Annotated in this window: 16 protein-coding genes; 12 read left to right on the top strand and 4 right to left on the bottom strand. The window is 64.8% G+C overall.

Annotated features, from left to right (window positions below):
- Positions 1 to 113: 113 nt before the first annotated feature.
- The gene (locus tag BLV20_RS29545) at positions 114 to 3,677 is read right to left on the bottom strand and encodes a hypothetical protein (RefSeq protein WP_092305899.1); all 3,564 of its coding nucleotides are present in this window, start codon (positions 3,675 to 3,677) and stop codon (positions 114 to 116) included.
- A 358-nt stretch (positions 3,678 to 4,035) separates the two neighbouring features.
- Here BLV20_RS29545 and BLV20_RS29540 point away from each other — a divergent pair, with 358 nt between their 5' ends.
- The 4 genes from BLV20_RS29540 (at position 4,036) to BLV20_RS29525 (ending at position 6,938) form a co-directional block, all read left to right on the top strand.
- Positions 4,036 to 4,314: a DUF3303 domain-containing protein gene (locus tag BLV20_RS29540; RefSeq protein WP_007931878.1), complete on the top strand. Its 279-nt coding sequence runs from the start codon at positions 4,036 to 4,038 to the stop codon at positions 4,312 to 4,314.
- 108 nt (positions 4,315 to 4,422) lie between these two features.
- On the top strand, positions 4,423 to 4,695 hold the full coding sequence (locus tag BLV20_RS29535) for a DUF4242 domain-containing protein (protein WP_007931876.1): 273 nt from the start codon (positions 4,423 to 4,425) through the stop codon (positions 4,693 to 4,695).
- 222 nt (positions 4,696 to 4,917) lie between these two features.
- Positions 4,918 to 5,904: a DUF2157 domain-containing protein gene (locus BLV20_RS29530; RefSeq protein ID WP_092305898.1), complete on the top strand. Its 987-nt coding sequence runs from the start codon at positions 4,918 to 4,920 to the stop codon at positions 5,902 to 5,904.
- Positions 5,901 to 6,938: a DUF2157 domain-containing protein gene (locus BLV20_RS29525; protein ID WP_092305897.1), complete on the top strand. Its 1,038-nt coding sequence runs from the start codon at positions 5,901 to 5,903 to the stop codon at positions 6,936 to 6,938. Before BLV20_RS29530 ends, BLV20_RS29525 begins: the two co-directional genes overlap by 4 nt.
- Before the next feature lie 53 nt (positions 6,939 to 6,991).
- On the opposite strand, the gene BLV20_RS29520 is transcribed toward BLV20_RS29525, so the two are convergent.
- Positions 6,992 to 7,345, bottom strand: a complete 354-nt coding sequence (locus BLV20_RS29520; protein ID WP_092305896.1) for a hypothetical protein — start codon at positions 7,343 to 7,345, stop codon at positions 6,992 to 6,994.
- A 472-nt stretch (positions 7,346 to 7,817) separates the two neighbouring features.
- Between BLV20_RS29520 and ltnD the strand changes: the two genes are divergently transcribed.
- From ltnD to BLV20_RS29490, 6 genes are all read left to right on the top strand, one after another.
- Positions 7,818 to 8,723 (top strand): L-threonate dehydrogenase, encoded by a 906-nt coding sequence (gene ltnD, locus BLV20_RS29515; RefSeq protein WP_092305895.1) that lies wholly within the window; start codon positions 7,818 to 7,820, stop codon positions 8,721 to 8,723.
- A gap of 10 nt (positions 8,724 to 8,733) precedes the next feature.
- Positions 8,734 to 10,026, top strand: coding sequence for a 3-oxo-tetronate kinase (otnK, locus tag BLV20_RS29510; RefSeq protein ID WP_092305894.1), 1,293 nt, complete (start codon positions 8,734 to 8,736; stop codon positions 10,024 to 10,026).
- Positions 10,023 to 10,673 (top strand): 3-oxo-tetronate 4-phosphate decarboxylase, encoded by a 651-nt coding sequence (locus BLV20_RS29505; RefSeq protein ID WP_092305893.1) that lies wholly within the window; start codon positions 10,023 to 10,025, stop codon positions 10,671 to 10,673. The genes otnK and BLV20_RS29505 overlap by 4 nt, the downstream gene beginning before the upstream one ends.
- Before the next feature lie 188 nt (positions 10,674 to 10,861).
- A complete protein-coding gene (locus BLV20_RS29500; protein WP_092305892.1) occupies positions 10,862 to 12,322 on the top strand; it encodes a GntT/GntP/DsdX family permease in 1,461 nt (486 codons plus the stop codon).
- A 15-nt stretch (positions 12,323 to 12,337) separates the two neighbouring features.
- Positions 12,338 to 13,120, top strand: a complete 783-nt coding sequence (gene otnI / locus BLV20_RS29495) for a 2-oxo-tetronate isomerase (RefSeq protein ID WP_092305891.1) — start codon at positions 12,338 to 12,340, stop codon at positions 13,118 to 13,120.
- 154 nt (positions 13,121 to 13,274) lie between these two features.
- Positions 13,275 to 13,682: a hypothetical protein gene (locus tag BLV20_RS29490; protein WP_092305890.1), complete on the top strand. Its 408-nt coding sequence runs from the start codon at positions 13,275 to 13,277 to the stop codon at positions 13,680 to 13,682.
- A 21-nt stretch (positions 13,683 to 13,703) separates the two neighbouring features.
- On the opposite strand, the gene BLV20_RS29485 is transcribed toward BLV20_RS29490, so the two are convergent.
- Positions 13,704 to 14,537, bottom strand: a complete 834-nt coding sequence (locus BLV20_RS29485) for a DeoR/GlpR family DNA-binding transcription regulator (protein ID WP_092305889.1) — start codon at positions 14,535 to 14,537, stop codon at positions 13,704 to 13,706.
- Between the two features lie 255 nt (positions 14,538 to 14,792).
- Here BLV20_RS29485 and BLV20_RS29480 point away from each other — a divergent pair, with 255 nt between their 5' ends.
- On the top strand, positions 14,793 to 15,008 hold the full coding sequence (locus BLV20_RS29480; protein ID WP_092305888.1) for a hypothetical protein: 216 nt from the start codon (positions 14,793 to 14,795) through the stop codon (positions 15,006 to 15,008).
- A 103-nt stretch (positions 15,009 to 15,111) separates the two neighbouring features.
- Positions 15,112 to 15,426 carry a hypothetical protein gene (locus BLV20_RS29475; protein WP_092305887.1) on the top strand — a complete coding sequence of 105 codons (315 nt, stop codon included), beginning with the start codon at positions 15,112 to 15,114 and terminating at the stop codon, positions 15,424 to 15,426.
- Positions 15,427 to 15,441: 15 nt separating this feature from the next.
- Here the strand turns inward: BLV20_RS29475 and BLV20_RS29470 are convergent, their stop codons facing one another.
- On the bottom strand, positions 15,442 to 16,344 hold the full coding sequence (locus BLV20_RS29470; protein ID WP_092305886.1) for an alpha/beta hydrolase: 903 nt from the start codon (positions 16,342 to 16,344) through the stop codon (positions 15,442 to 15,444).
- Between the last annotated feature and the right edge of the window lie 3 nt (positions 16,345 to 16,347).

The raw sequence follows: 16,347 nt of genomic DNA, 5'->3' as shown, positions 1-16,347 counted from the left end.
TTGCTTCCAGCAACAGATCAAGCATAGCCATTCATTGGCTGCTGCCGGGTTCGTCATGCTTGAACGATGGCCGTCAACGGCTGATCGGCCCGTTCGTCCCTGACCGCCGGCACCTAGAACTTGGCGTAATTCAATGCATCGACAATCAGCGAGCCGCCCACGCCGGTCAGCGACAGCAGCAGGGCGCGCACCAGTGGTTCTTGCGAGTAACTTGAGAAGGCTCCGGTATTGAGGGCAACGATGCGTCCGCGGATCAGTTCGAGCTTTTTGTAGATCGGTGCGTCCTCGGGTGTTTCCAGCCGGTAGTTATCCAGACGCTGTAACGCTGCGCCACGTGCCTGTTCCGCGGCACGGCGCAGCGACAACGCGGAAGCGAGCAAGATCAATGTTATCAGCAGGAAGGAAATGACGATGCTGGGCGGTGTCGGCCAGTTGTCGAACACACTGTTGCGCGACGCAATCAGGATCAACATGACGACCGTGGGGGCATAGATCAGGCGATTGACGGTGGCCGTGCGCTTGGCGATCAGTTGCATGTCCATCCAGTCGTCGATGCAGGGGTGCAGAGGCACACCGAAAACCCTCCAGTGCTCCTTGCGCAGTGCTTTTGGCCAGATCGCGTAATGCGTGCTCAGGTTGCGGATGAACCGTGTCAGCAGGCGATTGGCATCCACCACCCAGAACACCAGCAACTGGAAGGCCAGGGTGGGCAGCAGCCAGTTCCACATCCAGATCGGCGATTCGCCCCGGGTGGGCGCGCCTTCCATTGGCCAGAGCACGAAGAGCGCGCTGGTGACTACGACGAATATCCAGGTGGCGAGGATGCTGCGCAGCATTCGGGCGCCGAAGGTGCCAGCCACGCAGTGTTCTCTCCAGAAGCTCGTGACGAAAATGATCCTGCGCTTGTCGGCAACATATGACTGGATTGTGGTCGTCAGTCTCTTCGGCGTGTGCCAGTCGCGCTCGTTGACTAAGAGCGGGAACAGGATCAGGAACAGGCAACGTCCCAGGGCGGCTCGCCACCTATGTGGCGTTGTGCCCCTTTCTCGGTTAACCAGGCGCAGTAGCTGCCCCCACAGGCTCATCTGCAGCCTGCTCATGTATCGATCCAGGTGGTAGGCCTTTTCGATCTCGACACGGTTGATGCGCAGGGTGCGCCAACCCCAGGCCAGCGCCGTGATCGAGATGACCACGGCGAGCAGGCGCAGGGCCACGGTGGGCCAGGCACTGATGCCCTCGAACAGGAACATCGGTTCACCCAGCCCGTCATCCGTCAACGCACGCCGGATCTGGTACATCCACAGCAAGGCCAGGACGAATACCACGATCGGTACCACGACGTACCACGCCGAGGCGTCGAACAAGCCACTGCTTGCAGGAACGGGGACCTGTCCGGGTTGCGCTGGTTGGGGCTGATGACGGCGGATAAGTTCCGAGCAAACGATGCCCAACAGGATCAGCACGAAGGCGGTCCACATGAACTCCACGCGCCAGAACCGCATGGCGAGCCACGCCGACAGTCCGGACACCACATACAGCGTCAGGGGGATACTGTGCACCCAGGCTGGCAGTTTGCTGTCTCTTGATTGCGCATAGGTCCACCACCAGCCAAGGAGGATCACCACTACCAGCAGGATGAACGTCAGCGGCCCGGCCCAGAAAAACGACTGTCTTTCATCGAGCTTGTCGCGTACCGACTGAGAGAGTTCGGGATAAGGAGGGGGTGAAGGATCCTGCAGGCAACGCAACGCCATGAGGTCGTGCGTTGCTTGCTGGGTCTGGCCGGGTGCGGCGCAATCCTTGGGGCGTTCGGCGCTCTTCTTGTTTGACAGGGGGATGAAGCCGCTGATGCCCACCTCATAGATGCCCGGCGAAAGCAGCTCCGATTTGGAGTAGTCGAACTTCGCCCGCTTGGCCTCGTAGTCCTGTGGTGCCTGGGCAGCCAGAACCGCGATGAATACCGCACTTTGCAAACTCTCGCGAAACGGCGGCACATCCTGTTGCAGGGCGCGCGTCAGCGTGAGCCCGTAGGGGGCTGCCAGGACGAGGTTGCGGGTGGTCTGGGCCTGGCCACGCTGGAGCATGCGCGCATCGAGATTGGTCGAGAAAAACACTTTGTTCGGCATCCGGCCCTTGAGGGCCTGCAACACCAGCAGCTTGTCGTAGGTATCGGCCCCCAGCACACCAATGGCGCCGATACCGCTGGTGCCCTTGCGGCGATAGGCTTCGTCCTCGCGCGCGATATGGTCGGCTAGGCGGCGCAGGTAATCGAGCTGGGAATTGCCGTCGGACTTCTCCAGCGGGCTTAGATCCAGGGTGTTCTTGTCCTTGCTGTTTTTATTGTCATCGCTACCAGGCGCCTTGTTGCCGCTGGCGGCCTCCTCTGGTAAACGCCCGTCCACGCCTCGCAGGTAACTGAAGCGCAATACCCAGTTATTGACCGCCGCCTGGTCTTTGCTGTCGATGCCGGCATCCTGGGCAACCTGCGATTTAAAACTCTCGCTCAGTGCGCGGCTGTAGAAACTGTCCCACTCGGAGACCAGCGCGATGCGACTGGGGCGCTGCCAGCCAGTGTCGCAATGTGTACCGACTAGCTGCGGTGCCCCTTCTCTGCATCGCACACCCGCGACTGGATCCACATGGCGCAGCTTCAGTTCGTCCAGCAGCAGGCGTGTCATGACGCCGTCGTCGCTGACGGTGCGCAGCAGGTTCATGGAGGATCTCGGCGTCGCTGGTGTTTGCTGCTGGGAGGTTGTTTCGGCGGGCGAGGGCTTGCCCAAGGCATGCATCAATGTGTCGTAGTCAGCGGTGGCCAGGGGGGAGTAAATCTCGATATTGGGCTTGGCGTGGCCGTTGGCCTCGTCCCGATACATATCGAGCAAGACTTTCGAAGTGGAGGGGCCGATGACCTTCAGCAGTGTCTGGTTGGACACACCAGGGCAGGTTTGTGGCGGGCCGCAATCCGAATGAAGCCTGCTCTGCAGGGTGAGGCGCAAGGCTTCGAGTCGTTGTAGCGGGTGTGAGCCCAGATGCTCCTGCTTTACCCAGAGCAGAATGGTCCGGGCGGATGGGCGCTGTTTGTCCTGCATGTCCCTGGGTGGGTTGAATGGGTTGGCAATGAAGGTTTCATAGGGGATCTCTGCGTACTTCGACTTTTCTTGCTGACCGGCTTGCGACGTTATCGGCCTACCTGACAGGTCGTCGGCAAGGGCCAGGCAGCGGATGTGCTGTTCGTCCTCGGGCACCATGCGGGAGTTTTTGAAGCCGGCCAGGATTGCATAGCGAATGCGCCGGCGCAGCTCCACTTCATCGGCATAGGGGCCGCCTTCGACCAACGCCACCATGAGTTGGGGAGGTTCTGGCGGCTGTTGCGTTTTTTCGTCGTCCAGCACCGCTGGCTTGCTGAAAACAAGATGGGAGCTGCACTCAACAAGCTCAGTACCTGCAGCCTTGTTACCGTCCTTGAACTTTTTGCGATAACGCTCGAGCGCATCGAACGGGTCTTGCCACAGGCGCGCTTCTATCGGTGGTTGCGCCTGGAATTGCGCGCCGATGGGGCGTGGCTCTAGGAAAGGCTCGCGGGTGAGGGCGAAGGTCGAGACGACCAGACTGAGGATGAGGGCGCTACCGGGTAACCAGAGGACGAGGTTGTTACCTGAGCCATTGCTGTTGTCCATGGTCTTTTCCCCCTTCCTTAGGTGTAGGGCCGACCGCTATGCATAGGTATAGCCCCCGGATCAGGCTTTATCTACCGGCCCTCCGACGCTGCAACGAGGGCGTCGCAGGGCCAAACGAGCGTGCTTTCAAGCGGCCTGGGGCGCGCGAGCAACTGGGCCGCTGACCGGTGGCCTCATGCTGCGGGCGGGAACAGGATCGACGGTCATGCGGCGGGGGCGCAAGGCTGCTATTCCTTCCCTTGGGACAATCGTTTCAGACCAGACGGAATGCGGGTCGATACCGATGCGTGGCCGTGGTCAAGGTGCCTGCCAGGTGCGCGCGCAGAACAACGGGCGCCAGTTTCGCTGGAGGTGCCAAATGTTATTCATTGTCAGTTGGTCAATCAGCCCCGAACGTCGTAACAGTGCGATCGAGCGATTTCTCAAGACGGGTGGGGCGCCACCCGCAGGGGTGAGCATGTTGGGGCGCTGGCATGCCGTTGGCGGCATGACGGGCTTTGGGATCGCGGAAACCAGCGATCTCGCGCTGATGCAGAAATGGGTGCTTGAGTGGAGCGACCTGCTGCGCATGGAAGTGCACCCGGCGTTGACCGATGAACAGGCTGCGCCGCTATTGGCGGCAGCGCTTGGCAGGTAACGGGCAAGCAGACCGTTGGCGATCCGCCGAGGGCTGTCTGCCTCGGCCAATATACGGGGTAACGCTGTTTGTCGGCGTGCCCCGGCCATTCACGAAGTGGAGGTTGTCATGCCGAAGTTCGTCATCGAGCGCGAGATGCCGGAAGCCGGGGCGCTTACGCCGCAGGATCTGCAACAGATCTCGCAAAAATCCTGCAAGGTTATCAGTGAGCTGGGGTCGCAAGTGCAGTGGCTGCATAGCTACGTCACGGGCGACAAGATCTATTGTGTCTACATCTCCCCGGACGAGGAACTCGTCAGGGAGCACGCCAGGCTAGGAGGTTTTCCGGCGGATCGGGTATCGCGGGTTACCTCGATCATCGATCCGACGACCGCGGAGTAGGGCCTTGCGGTGACATGTGTGCGCCTGGCTCGGTGCCCCCTTACTCCATGGCGAGGTGATGCCGCTGGCAGGAAGACAAGGCCGCCCCAGGGGCGGCCTTTTTCATGGGCGCGGCGTGCCGCGTTAGTGTCGCGGGGCGTCTTGCCAGACACCCGGCTCGGCTATGCTGCATAGTCGACGGCCGGTTTGCGGCCGATGCCCAAACCTTGAACCAAGAGCGCCATGAGAAAAACCACCCAACAGATGTTGCTCCACGAAATCGCCGACTGGCGCCATCGTGGCCTGATCGATGCCGAGGCGCAGCAGCGGCTTGGCGCCTTGTACGAACGCCCCGGGCATCGCTTGTCCACGGTGCTGCAATGGCTGGGCATCGGCGCGGTGCTGCTGCTCGGCATGGCGGTGCTGGGCGGCCTGAGCCTGTTGGCCGAGTCGGTGCTGGTGGGGGTGGTGCTGTTTTTCGCCGGCGGTGTCGGGCTATGGCTGATCGGCGCGCGCCTGGCCCGCGACCCGGCGCGGCGCATGCCGGTCACCGGGGTGGCGATCCTGACCATCGGCCTGGTCCTGATGGGCGCCAGCCTGTTGCTGGGCAGCTCCGGCAGCGAGACCAACGATTTCGGCAACCTGCAACTGGCGTTGCTGGTCACCGCCGCCCTGAGCATTGCCACCGCCTATGGCTATCGCCTGCGCTGGCCGTTGCTGCTCGGTTTGTTCTGTGTTTTCCATGGCCTGGGTTCGTGGGAGCGCTATGGCGGTTCCGGCACTTACTTTTTCGACATCCAGGACCCACGCTCGATGGCCGTGGTCGCCGCGCTGACCGCCGCGCTGGGGCTGTGGCACCAGCGCGCCGAGGACCACGCGCTGCGCCGCTTCAGCGGTTTCGGCCGGCTGTATGTGATCTTCGGGCTGCTGTATTTCAATTGCTCGCTGTGGTTTCTCAGCCTGGAAGGCGTCTACCGGCAATCGCTGACCTGGACCCTGTTGTTCACCCTCGGCGCCATCGTCCAGCTGGTGCTCGGCGCGCGCTTCAAACACCCGAGCTTCACCGGCTTTGGCGTGGTGTTCCTCAGCATCGATCTGTATACGCGTTTTTACGAATATGCCTGGGACCACCTGAGCGTCGCGGTGTTTTTTGCCGTGGCCGGTGCGCTGGGCATGCTCCTGGGCTGGTTGTTCGAACGCACCGCGCTGCGCGGGGAGGCTGGCCAATGAACCCGGACCGACGTAATCGCCAGGTGCACAACGCCCTGGACCAATGGCTGCGCGACGGCTTGATCGACACCCAGGCCCACGCGCGGATCGCCCAGCTGTACCCGCTGACCCGCTGGGACTGGCGCTCCCTGGGGCGCTGGTTCCTGACCTTCGGCGCCATCAGCCTGGCGGCCGGGCTGCTGATCCTGGTGCATGAGCACCTGACGTTCACCCTGCCGATGCTCGCGGGTGGCCTTGGGGTATTGATGGTCGGGCTGTTCGTCGCCGGGCGCTGGCTGTTGGGCAAGCAGCTGAAGCTGTTCGGCGCGACCCTGGAATTGCTCGGCGGTTTTGCCCTGGTCGGCCTGAGCCTGGTGCTGGGCATGATCTATTCCGACGGCTCGGGCAACTGGCCGGCGCTGTTGCTGGTGGACCTGCTGCTGTTGCTGGCGCTCAGCTATGTGCTGAACAACGTCTTGCTGCTGACCCTGTGCAGCGTGCTGTTCTTTATCTGGTTCGGTGGGCGCAGCGGTTATGAATCGGGCTGGGGCGCCTATTGGTTCGGCATGAACTATCCGCTGCGCTTTTTGGCGGCGGCGCTGGCCATGGCGCTGTTCGGCTTTGTTCATCTGCGCGGCGAGGCGCTGTGGCTGGCGCGTTATAGCGGCTTTGCCAAGGTGTGGATTTCCGCGGGGCTGTTCATGGCCCAGATGTCCTTGTGGCTGCTGTCGCTGTTCGGCAGCTACAGCCTGATCGACGGCCCCTGGTACCTGGCCGGGACGGGCGAGCTGTTGCTGTTCAACGGCCTGTGGGCGGCATTCAGCCTGGGCTTGCTCGGGCTGGGCATCGGCCTGCGCTTTTCCATGCTGGTGGGGTATGGCGCGACATTCTTCATCATCCAGCTGTACACGCTGTTCTTTACCTACGTGGCGCAAACCCTGGGGTGGTTCGTCAGCCTGCTGCTCGTCGGCGGCAGCCTGCTGGGGCTGGTGGTCTGGCTGGAAGGCAAGCGGCAACAGCGCCGGCCGGTGCCAGGCGGTACTGAGTCGGTGTAAGGGCAGGAAAGCCCATGCCCCCGTACCGCGGGGCATGGGACGGCAGGCGGTTGCTAGGCCGTCAGCCGTTTTTCGATATCCCGATAGGTTTCGCTGTCCGTGGCTGCCAACAGCTTGCGGCCGTCCTTGAATGTGGCGATGAACGTTACTTCGGTTTCCTTGCCTGCTATCAGATAGCCGGCGATGGCCCCCACGGGGCCCAGCAGCATGGCGCCGGCGATGCCGTAGCCAATGGCGTCCCTGTTGGTGATGCTGTCCTGCGTCGCAATTTCCACGCGTTTGAAGGCCGAAGCCTTGATTTCCACCCCGGGCGCGGGGTTGGTGACCGTGGCCAACCTGAAGACTCCCTGCCGGTACTCACCATTCCCTTGTAGAAAATCACCCGCCAATACATTGATTTTTGCCATGTTGAATATCCTTGTTCAAGCATTGCGAATTGACCATGCGGTGCTCTCCGTCGGCCCCCGCCAAGGGTTGTTCGATGAAGGGCGATCCTGCTGATCGACATGTTGCGTCTAACAGCATCGGTCTCGAGTGTAGTCGCCTGGTTGATTCAGGTCAGTGCGCTGGTCGTAATGCGCTACCGCTCGTCCGTTAGATTCTGCGCGGCCTGCGAGCCTGTTGCCGGGTGTCCTTGAGCCTGTGTCGATCGATGTTAATAAATGTTAGATAGAAAAAATACTTCACATAATCTGTTCATTGGTGGATGATCGACCACAACCTGATAACAACAAATCACAGGACGGCCCTCGATGTCCGACAAGGTCTCGATGCATCAGCCGAGCGACACCGGCGCCGCCCGTGCTCCCTTTACCACGCGGCCCGTTGCCGGCTTCGCGCCGGCATGGACCCAGCCGTTGTCTTTCCCTGGAGTACCCCATGAATAACAAGAATGTCGGTGTTGTCGGTCTGGGCGCGATGGGCCTGGGCATTGCCCGCTCGCTGTTGCGCGCAGGCTTCAATGTGCATGCCTGTGACGTGCGTGAGGCGGTCACCCGCCAGTTCGCCAGCGAAGGTGGGGTGGCCTGCGCGTCGCCGGCGCGGATGGCCGAGACCTGCGATGTGATCGTCACAGTGGTGGTCAACGCCGAGCAGACCGAAACCGTGCTGTTCGGTGGAGATGGCGCGGTGTCGGCCTTGGGTGCCGGCAGCCTGGTGATCGGTTGCGCCACCGTGGCGCCGACCTACGCCGTGGAGCTGGGCGAGCGCCTGGCCGAGCAGGGCCTGCTGTACCTCGACGCGCCGATTTCCGGCGGCGCGGCCAAGGCCGCCGCCGGCGAGATGACCATGATGACCTCCGGCCCGGTCGCGGCCTACGCCAAGGCCGAAGCGATACTCGCCGGCATGGCGGGCCAGGTTTATCGCCTGGGCGAGGCCCATGGCCTGGGTTCCAAGGTGAAGATCATCAACCAGCTGCTGGCCGGGGTGCACATCGCCGCGTCCGCCGAAGCCATGGCCCTGGGCCTGCGCGAAGGGGTGGACGCCGACGCCCTGTACGAAGTGATCACCCACAGCGCCGGCAACTCCTGGATGTTCGAGAACCGCGTGCCGCACATCCTCAAGGCCGACTACACGCCGCTGTCGGCGGTGGACATTTTCGTCAAGGACCTGGGCCTGGTGCTGGATACCGCCCGCGCCAGCAAATTCCCGCTGCCGCTGTCGGCCACCGCGCACCAGATGTTCATGCAGGCCTCCAGCGCCGGTTTCGGCCGCGAGGACGACTCGGCGGTGATCAAGATTTTCCCCGGCATCGACCTGCCGACCGCCAAGCCCGAGCCTGTCTGAGGAACGCGTCATGACTGATTCCACCGCACGCCCGCTGCTGGGCTGCATCGCCGACGATTTCACCGGCGCCACCGACCTGGCCAACATGCTGGTGCGCGGCGGCATGCGCACGGTGCAAAGCATTGGCATCCCGAGCCGCGAAGTGGCGGCCGGGCTGGATGCCGACGCCATCGTCATCGCCCTCAAGTCGCGCACCCTGCCGCTCAAGGAGGCGGTCGAGGAGTCCCTCGCGGCCCTGGCCTGGCTGCGCGGGCAGGGCTGCGAGCAAATCTTCTTCAAGTACTGCTCGACCTTCGATTCCACCGCCGCCGGCAATATCGGCCAGGTCAGCGAGGTCCTGCTCAAGGCCCTGGACAGTGATTTCACCCTGGCGTGCCCGGCGTTCCCGGAAAACGGCCGGACCATTTTCCGTGGCCACCTGTTCGTCCAGGACCAGTTACTCAGCGAATCGGGCATGCAGCACCACCCGTTGACGCCGATGACCGACGCCAACCTGGTGCGCGTGCTGCAAGCCCAGACCCAGCTGAAAGTCGGCCTGCTGCGCTACGACAGCATCGCCGCGGGCGTCGAGGCGGTACGGGTGAAAATCGCCGAACTGCGCGCGCAGGGCGTCGGCATGGCCATCGCCGATGCGCTGTCCGACCAGGACCTCTACACCCTGGGCACTGCCTGCGCCGACCTGCCGTTGCTGACCGGCGGCTCCGGCCTGGCCCTGGGCCTGCCGGGCAACTTCCGCCGCGCCGGCAAACTGCGCGACTTCGACGCCGCGTCGCTGCCAGCCGTCGGCGGTGACGAAGCGGTGCTGGCCGGCAGCGCCTCGGTGGCGACCATCGGCCAGGTCGCGGCCTGGCTGGAGGCCGACCGCCCGGCGCTGCGCATCGACCCGCTGGCCCTGGCCGCCGGCGAGCCGGTGGTGGAGCAGGCCCTGGTCTTTGCCCGCGACAGTGACGAAACCGTATTGATCTACGCCACCAGCACCCCGGCCGAGGTCAAGGCGGTGCAACAGCAGCTCGGCGTCGAACGCGCCGGCGCGCTGGTGGAAAACGCCCTCGGCGAGATCGCCGCGGGCCTGCGCCAGAACGGCGTGCGGCGCTTTGTGATTGCCGGCGGCGAAACCTCCGGCGCGGTGGTCAAGGCGCTGGGGGTCGACCTGCTGCAGATTGGCGCGCAGATCGACCCGGGCGTGCCGGCCACGGTGAGCAACTCCGCCGAACCGCTGGCGCTGGCGTTGAAATCCGGCAATTTCGGCAGCCGCGACTTTTTCGCCAAGGCCCTCGAGCAACTGGCCGGAGGTAGCCGATGAGCGCCGCGGCGAGCAAGGAACAGGCCCTGCGCGAAGAGATCTGCGACGTCGGCCGCAGCCTCTACCAGCGCGGCTACACCGTGGGCAGCGCCGGCAATATCAGCGCGCGCCTCGACGATGGCTGGCTGATTACCCCGACCGACGTCTGCCTCGGGCGTCTTGCCCCGACCTCCATCGCCAAGGTCAACCGCGCGGGGGAGTGGGTGTCCGGCGACAAACCGTCGAAAACCCTGGCCCTGCATCGCCAGGTCTACGACCGCAACCCGGGCGTCGGCGGCGTGGTGCACACCCACTCCACCTATCTGGTGGCGCTGACCCTGGCCGGCGTGTGGCGGGCGGACGACATCCTGCCGCCGCTGACGCCGTACCAGGTGATGAAGGTCGGGCACATTCCGCTGATCGGCTATCAGCGCCCGGGTTCGCCCAAGGTCGCCGAGCAGGTGGCGCAACTGGCCAACAGCGTGCGCGGAGTGATGCTCGAACGCTTGGGGCCGGTGGTCTGGGAAAGCTCGGTGGCCAAGGCCAGCTACGCCCTGGAAGAACTGGAGGAAACCGCGCGCCTGTGGCTGATGAGCAACCCCAAGCCCGAGCCGCTGGACCAGGCAGCCCTGGATGAGCTGCGCGAGGCTTTCGGCGCGCATTGGTAGCGCGCCGCTGCAACTCGAAACGGTAAACCGACACCGCAAGCATTGCCCGGGTGCCGTCGTCAGGCGCTCGACGGCACCGGCTTGCCCGAAAAAACAATAACAACAGGACATTCCCGCATGACGTTCCCTGACTGCAGCTGTTTTGGCTTCACCGCCGGTTCTTCTGGCCATGACGGAGGTGCCGCGCAATGAGCCCGTTCATCCTGATGTTGACGGCCGGCGCGGGCATCGCGCTGCTGCTGTTCCTGGTGCTCAAGTACAAGTTCCAGCCCTTTGTCGCGCTGATGCTGGTGAGCATCCTGGTGGCGCTGGTGGCCGGGGTGAAACCGGCCGACCTGGTAGCGACCATCGAAGGCGGCATGGGCAAGACCCTGGGTCATATCGCGATCATCATCGCCCTGGGCGCCATGATCGGGCGGATCATCGAGCTGTCCGGCGGCGCCGAGGCCCTGGCCAAGACCCTGATCGAGCGTTTCGGCAACCGCCGCACGCCGCTGGCGCTGACCATCGCCGGGTTCATCATCGGCGTGCCAGTATTCTTCGAGGTGGGGGTGATCATCCTCATGCCGCTGGCCTATGGCGTGGCCCGTCGGGCGCGCAAGCCGCTGCTGGTGTTCGCCTTGCCGATGTGCGCGGCGCTGCTCACCGTGCATGCGTTCCTGCCGCCCCATCCGGGTGCCGTGGCCGCGGCCAGTCAGCTGGGCGCCGACCTGGGCCGGGTGCTGATGTTCGGCCTGCCGATCACCGCGTTGTTGTGCTACGTCGGCTACCGCGTGGCCGGGCGCATGACCCGGCGCTTCTACCCGATGACCGACGACATCCGCGCCGAAGTCTATGGCCCGCACGTGACCAACGAGGACCTGCTGGCCTGGACCAACGGCAATGCCAAGGACCCGCAACAGGCCGCGGTGGCCGTTTCCCACATGGGCCTGGAAGAGTCCACCAGCGCCATCGTCGCCAAGCTGCCGCCGGCCCCCGCGCCAGGTTTCGGCCTGATCGTCAGCCTGATCCTGCTGCCGATCGTGCTGATCCTGCTGGGCACCCTGGCCACTTCGCTGCTGCCGGCCGAATCCACCCTGCGTGGGGTCATGACCGTGCTCGGCGCGCCGCTGGTGGCGCTGCTGATCGATACCTTGCTGTGCGCCTGGCTGCTGGGCTCGCGCCGTGGCTGGAGCCGCAGCCAGGTGTCGGACGTGATTGGCTCGGCCTTGCCCGGCGTGGCCATGGTGATCCTGATCGCCGGTGCCGGCGGGGTGTTCGGCAAGGTGCTGGTGGACACCGGGATCGGCGCGGTGGTTTCCGACCTGCTGCGCACCACCGGCCTGCCGGTGCTGGCCCTGGGCTTTTTGCTGACCATGCTGCTGCGCGCGGTGCAGGGCTCGACCACGGTGGCCCTGGTGACCACCGCCGGGATCATCAGCCCGCTGATCGCCACCCTTGACCTGACCCCCAACCACATGGCGCTGCTGTGCCTGGCCATGGGCGGCGGCGGGCTGGCGATGTCGCATATCAACGACGCCGGCTACTGGATTTTCACCAAGCTGGCCGGGCTCAACGTGGCCGACGGCCTGCGCACCTGGACCGTGATCACCACCTTGCTCGGCACCCTGGGTTTCTGTATTACCTTGCTGATCTGGCCTTTTGTCTGAGCCTGAGGAGTCAACATGCCGCGTTTTGCTGCCAACCTAAGCATGCTCTACCCGCAATACGAGTTTCTCGACCGTTTCGCCGCGGCGGCGGCCGACGGGTTCGAAGCGGTGGAATACCTGTTCCCGTATGACTACAGCGCCGAGCAACTCAAGCAGCGCCTGAGCGACAACGGCCTGGTCCAGGCCCTGTTCAACGCGCCGCCCGGCGACTGGGCGGCGGGCGAGCGGGGCACCGTGACCCTGCCGGGGCGCGAGGCGGAGTTCCGCGCCGGCTTCGAACGCGCCCTGGAATACGCCGCGGTGCTGGGCAACTCGCGCATTCATGTGATGGCCGGCCTGCTGCCCTCGCAAGACCTGCGCGCGCGCCACCACGCGGTGTACCTGGAGAATCTGGCCTACGCCACGGCGCAAGCGGCCAAGGTCGGGGTCACGGTGCTGCTGGAGCCGATCAACACCCGCGACATGCCGGGCTTCTTCCTCAACCGCCAGGACCAGGCCCAGGCGATCTGCAAGGAGGTCGGCGCGAGCAACCTCAAAGTGCAGTTCGATTGCTACCACTGCCAGATTGTCGAGGGTGATCTGGCGACCAAGCTGCGCCGCGACTTCGCCGGCATCGGCCATATCCAGATCGCCGGCGTGCCGGACCGGCACGAACCGGACCTGGGCGAGCTGAATTACCCCTACCTGTTCGGGCTGCTGGACCAGCTGGGCTACGACGGCTGGGTCGGTTGCGAGTACCGGCCGCGCGGCGATACCTCGGCCGGCCTGCAATGGCTGCGGGATTGGAAAGCCTTCTGAACGGGCAGGGCGGCGCCACGGCGCGGTGCGCGCCACCCGGGAGCCGCCCGCGCGGCGAATCTGAACATTTCTGAAGGTCTCGGCCTTCGCTCTCCGGCTGCGGGTACCCTGTCGCCAGGGCCATCATTGGTGCCATCAATGGGAGCGGAGGAGCATGGAAAAGTCGATATTCGTCGATCAGTCGGGCCTGGACGACGCGCCTTGTCGCCCGCGCGACCTGCATTGGGAGCAGATCCCCACCGTGACCCTGGAACGCATCGAGCGCGAATACCGCCGCGCCCGGCGCACCACCATCCTCGGCCAGTGGATCAATATCGCCAGCGTGTTGCTGGTGGCCCTTGGCGCGGCGTGCAGCCTCTGGTTGTGGAACCACTTCCAGGTGCAGGGTCAGGGTTTCGGCCTGCGCCAGCTATTGGTGCTGCTGTTCTTCTTCGCCAGCCTGTGCGCGGTGGTGGAATGGCTGCGGCGCATCCGCCGGACCACCCGCGTCGCCCTCGACGGGCTGGGCGAGGACCTGCGGGACATAGCCTGCGTGTTGTGGTTCAGAAAGCAGCACCGGTGAGGCGTCTCCACTAGCCCGCGCTTAGTCCTTCGCGGTACTGGCTTGCGGGTCGGACGGCAGCAGCAATTCCACCCCCTGTTTGCGAATCCCGTCCGCCGCGGCCTGGGCCAGGTCGTCGTCGCTGATGATCACGTCGAACTGCTCCAGCCCGGCGATGCGGTACATGCTGAAGGTGCCGTACTTCGAACTGCTGGCCACCAGCACCACTTGCGAGGCCGATTGCATCGCCACCTGCTTGACCTCGACCTTCAGCGCCGACGGCGTGGTGATGCCGCGGCGCAGGTCCCAGGAACTGGTGGACATGAAGGCGATATCGGTCACCACCTGGCGCAGGGTCGCTACCGCCAGGCCGCCGACGCAGGAATGGTTGTCGTGGTCGAGCTGGCCGCCGGTGTGGATCACCGTGACCTGCGGCGCCTCCATCAGCGCCTGGACGATGCCGAAATCGTTGGTCACCACGGTCATGCCCGACAGCGCCTTGATGTACGGCACGATCTCCAGGGTGCTGGTGCCGGCGTCGAGGTACACCGTCATGTCCGCATGCAGCAAACGCGCCGCCAGCCGCGCCATGGCCTGCTTCTGCGGCAGCTCGACCACCGCCTTGGTCTGGTGGCTCGGCTCGCTGTGCAGCTGGCTGGCGATGCGCACCCCGCCGGTCACCGAATAGGCCCGGCCTTCCTGCTCCAGCAGCGCGATATCGCGGCGCACGGTCATGTGCGAGCAGTCGAACATCTCCATCAACTGATGCACGCTCAACACCTGATGCTTGCGCAACTGGCGCAGGATCAGCTCGCGACGCTGCTCGGGAATCATCGGGGCGCCGCTATCGCTGGCGATGTCCTTGGGGTTGGGCATTGAGGCTCCGCAGTGGCTGGGCAGAAGGCAAATAACTGGCGGACATAGTAGCGAATCCGCGGGCGGCATGCCGCTGCTGTAACGCGGCGTGGCCTTCGCGGGCAAGCCTCGCTCCTACGGAATGGTGGCTGCTTTTGTAGGAGCGCAGCTTGCGCGCGAAGAACGATGACGCGGTGGGGCAGGTGTTACGCGGCGTGGCTTTCGCGGGCAAGCCTCGCTCCTACGGGGCGGTGGCTGCTTTCGTAGGAGCGCAGCTTGCGCGCGAAGAACGATGACGTGGTGGGGCAGGTGTTGCGCGGCGTGGCTTTCGCGGGCAAGCCTCGCTCCTACGGGGCGGTGGGCTGCTTGTGCGCGATGAACGATGATGCGGTGGGGCAGGTATTGCGCGGCGTGGCTTTCGCGGGCAAGCCTCGCTCCTACGGGACGTGCTGGGCTTTTGTAGGAGCGCAGCTTGCGCGCGAAGAACGATGACGCGGTGGGGCAGGTGTTTCGCGGCGCGGCTTTCGCGCGCAATCGAGCGTCGGCTGGCGGTGCCTATAGAATGGCCTGTGCGAGCAGTTACCAAGGAGCGGTCATGGACCCCAAACGTTATGAACACCTGACGATCAGCGTCGAGCCCCATGAAATGCGCATGAGCCATTGGGTGTACGCACCCAGGGTGGTGGACGCTCGCGATGGTCGGGTGCTGCTGGACTTGAGCGGCGGGCCGTGGGACCTGGTGTCCAGCGCGCCATCGACGGCGGCGGTGGAGCTGCTGTTGCGCAAGTACCCCGGAGATGGCGAGGCGCTCTGCCTGAGCATTCGCCTGGCCGACAACAGCCTGTGGCTGGCTGGCCAGCCGGTCGCCGCCGAGGGGCTCGCACGGGCGTTGGACAAGGCGCAGGGCTGAGCTGCGCCTGCTGGTTCAGGGGCGGGAATACAGGGTGTCCAGCACATAACCCAGCGACGCGGCCAGGGTCTGGCCGTGGCTCATGCCGTCGAAGCTGTGATAGCTCAGGGTCAAGCCCGGCAGGCCTTGCAGGTCTTTTTGCAGTTGCCGCGCCAGGCGCTCCGGGTGCGGTTCGGCCGGGCCGCGCGGGGTGGCGGGTTCGGCGCCGCCGCGCATCAGCAGCAGTTGCGCGTGTTGTCCGTGCAGGCGCTGCGCGAGGCCTTGGGTCTGCGCGAGTATCGCCTGGTCGCCCCACCACAGCGACGGGCTGGCCGCCGCGTAGTGACTGAATTCCCCCGGCCTTTGGAACAGCGCATGCAGCACCAGCAGGCCACCGTAGGAATGGCCCCAGAGGGTCTGCTGGCGGGTGTCGATGGGCACCTGGGCGGCTACCGCCGGACGGATGCGTTCACGCAGCAGGTCGAGGAAGGCATCGGCGCCACCGCTGGGTTGCCCGGTCAGCGGGTCTTGCTGGGTGGTCACTCCAGGACGACGCGGGGTGTAGTCGAGGGTGCGGGCGTTGCGTTCGATGCGCAGCGGCGTCTGGTAACCGATGGCCACCAGCAGCGGTGCGTGCTCCGGGTCCAGCCGCTTGAGCTGCTCGGCGTCCAGGGCGCCGAGGGCGGCGTTGCCGTCGAGCATCCACAGCACCGGGTAGCCGTTCCTGGGCGCGGCGTGGCGCGGTTGGCCGATCCACAGTTGGTAGTGGCGCTGGCCATCGGCCGAATCCAGCCGCAGGCTGCTGAAGCGGTAAGGCAGGTCCTGGCGTTGCAGCAGCCGGGTGTCCATCGGTTGGTCCGGCGCCGGCTGCGCCTGGGGCGCGAGCCCTGGCAACAGCGCGGCGAAGACCCAGGCCAGGGGGCGGGCAAGAAGTCTCATCAG

Source organism: Pseudomonas sp. NFIX28 (assembly GCF_900107395.1).
In the GTDB taxonomy this organism is placed as follows: Bacteria; Pseudomonadota; Gammaproteobacteria; order Pseudomonadales; family Pseudomonadaceae; genus Aquipseudomonas.
This window is presented reverse-complemented; position numbering and strand designations above follow the sequence as displayed.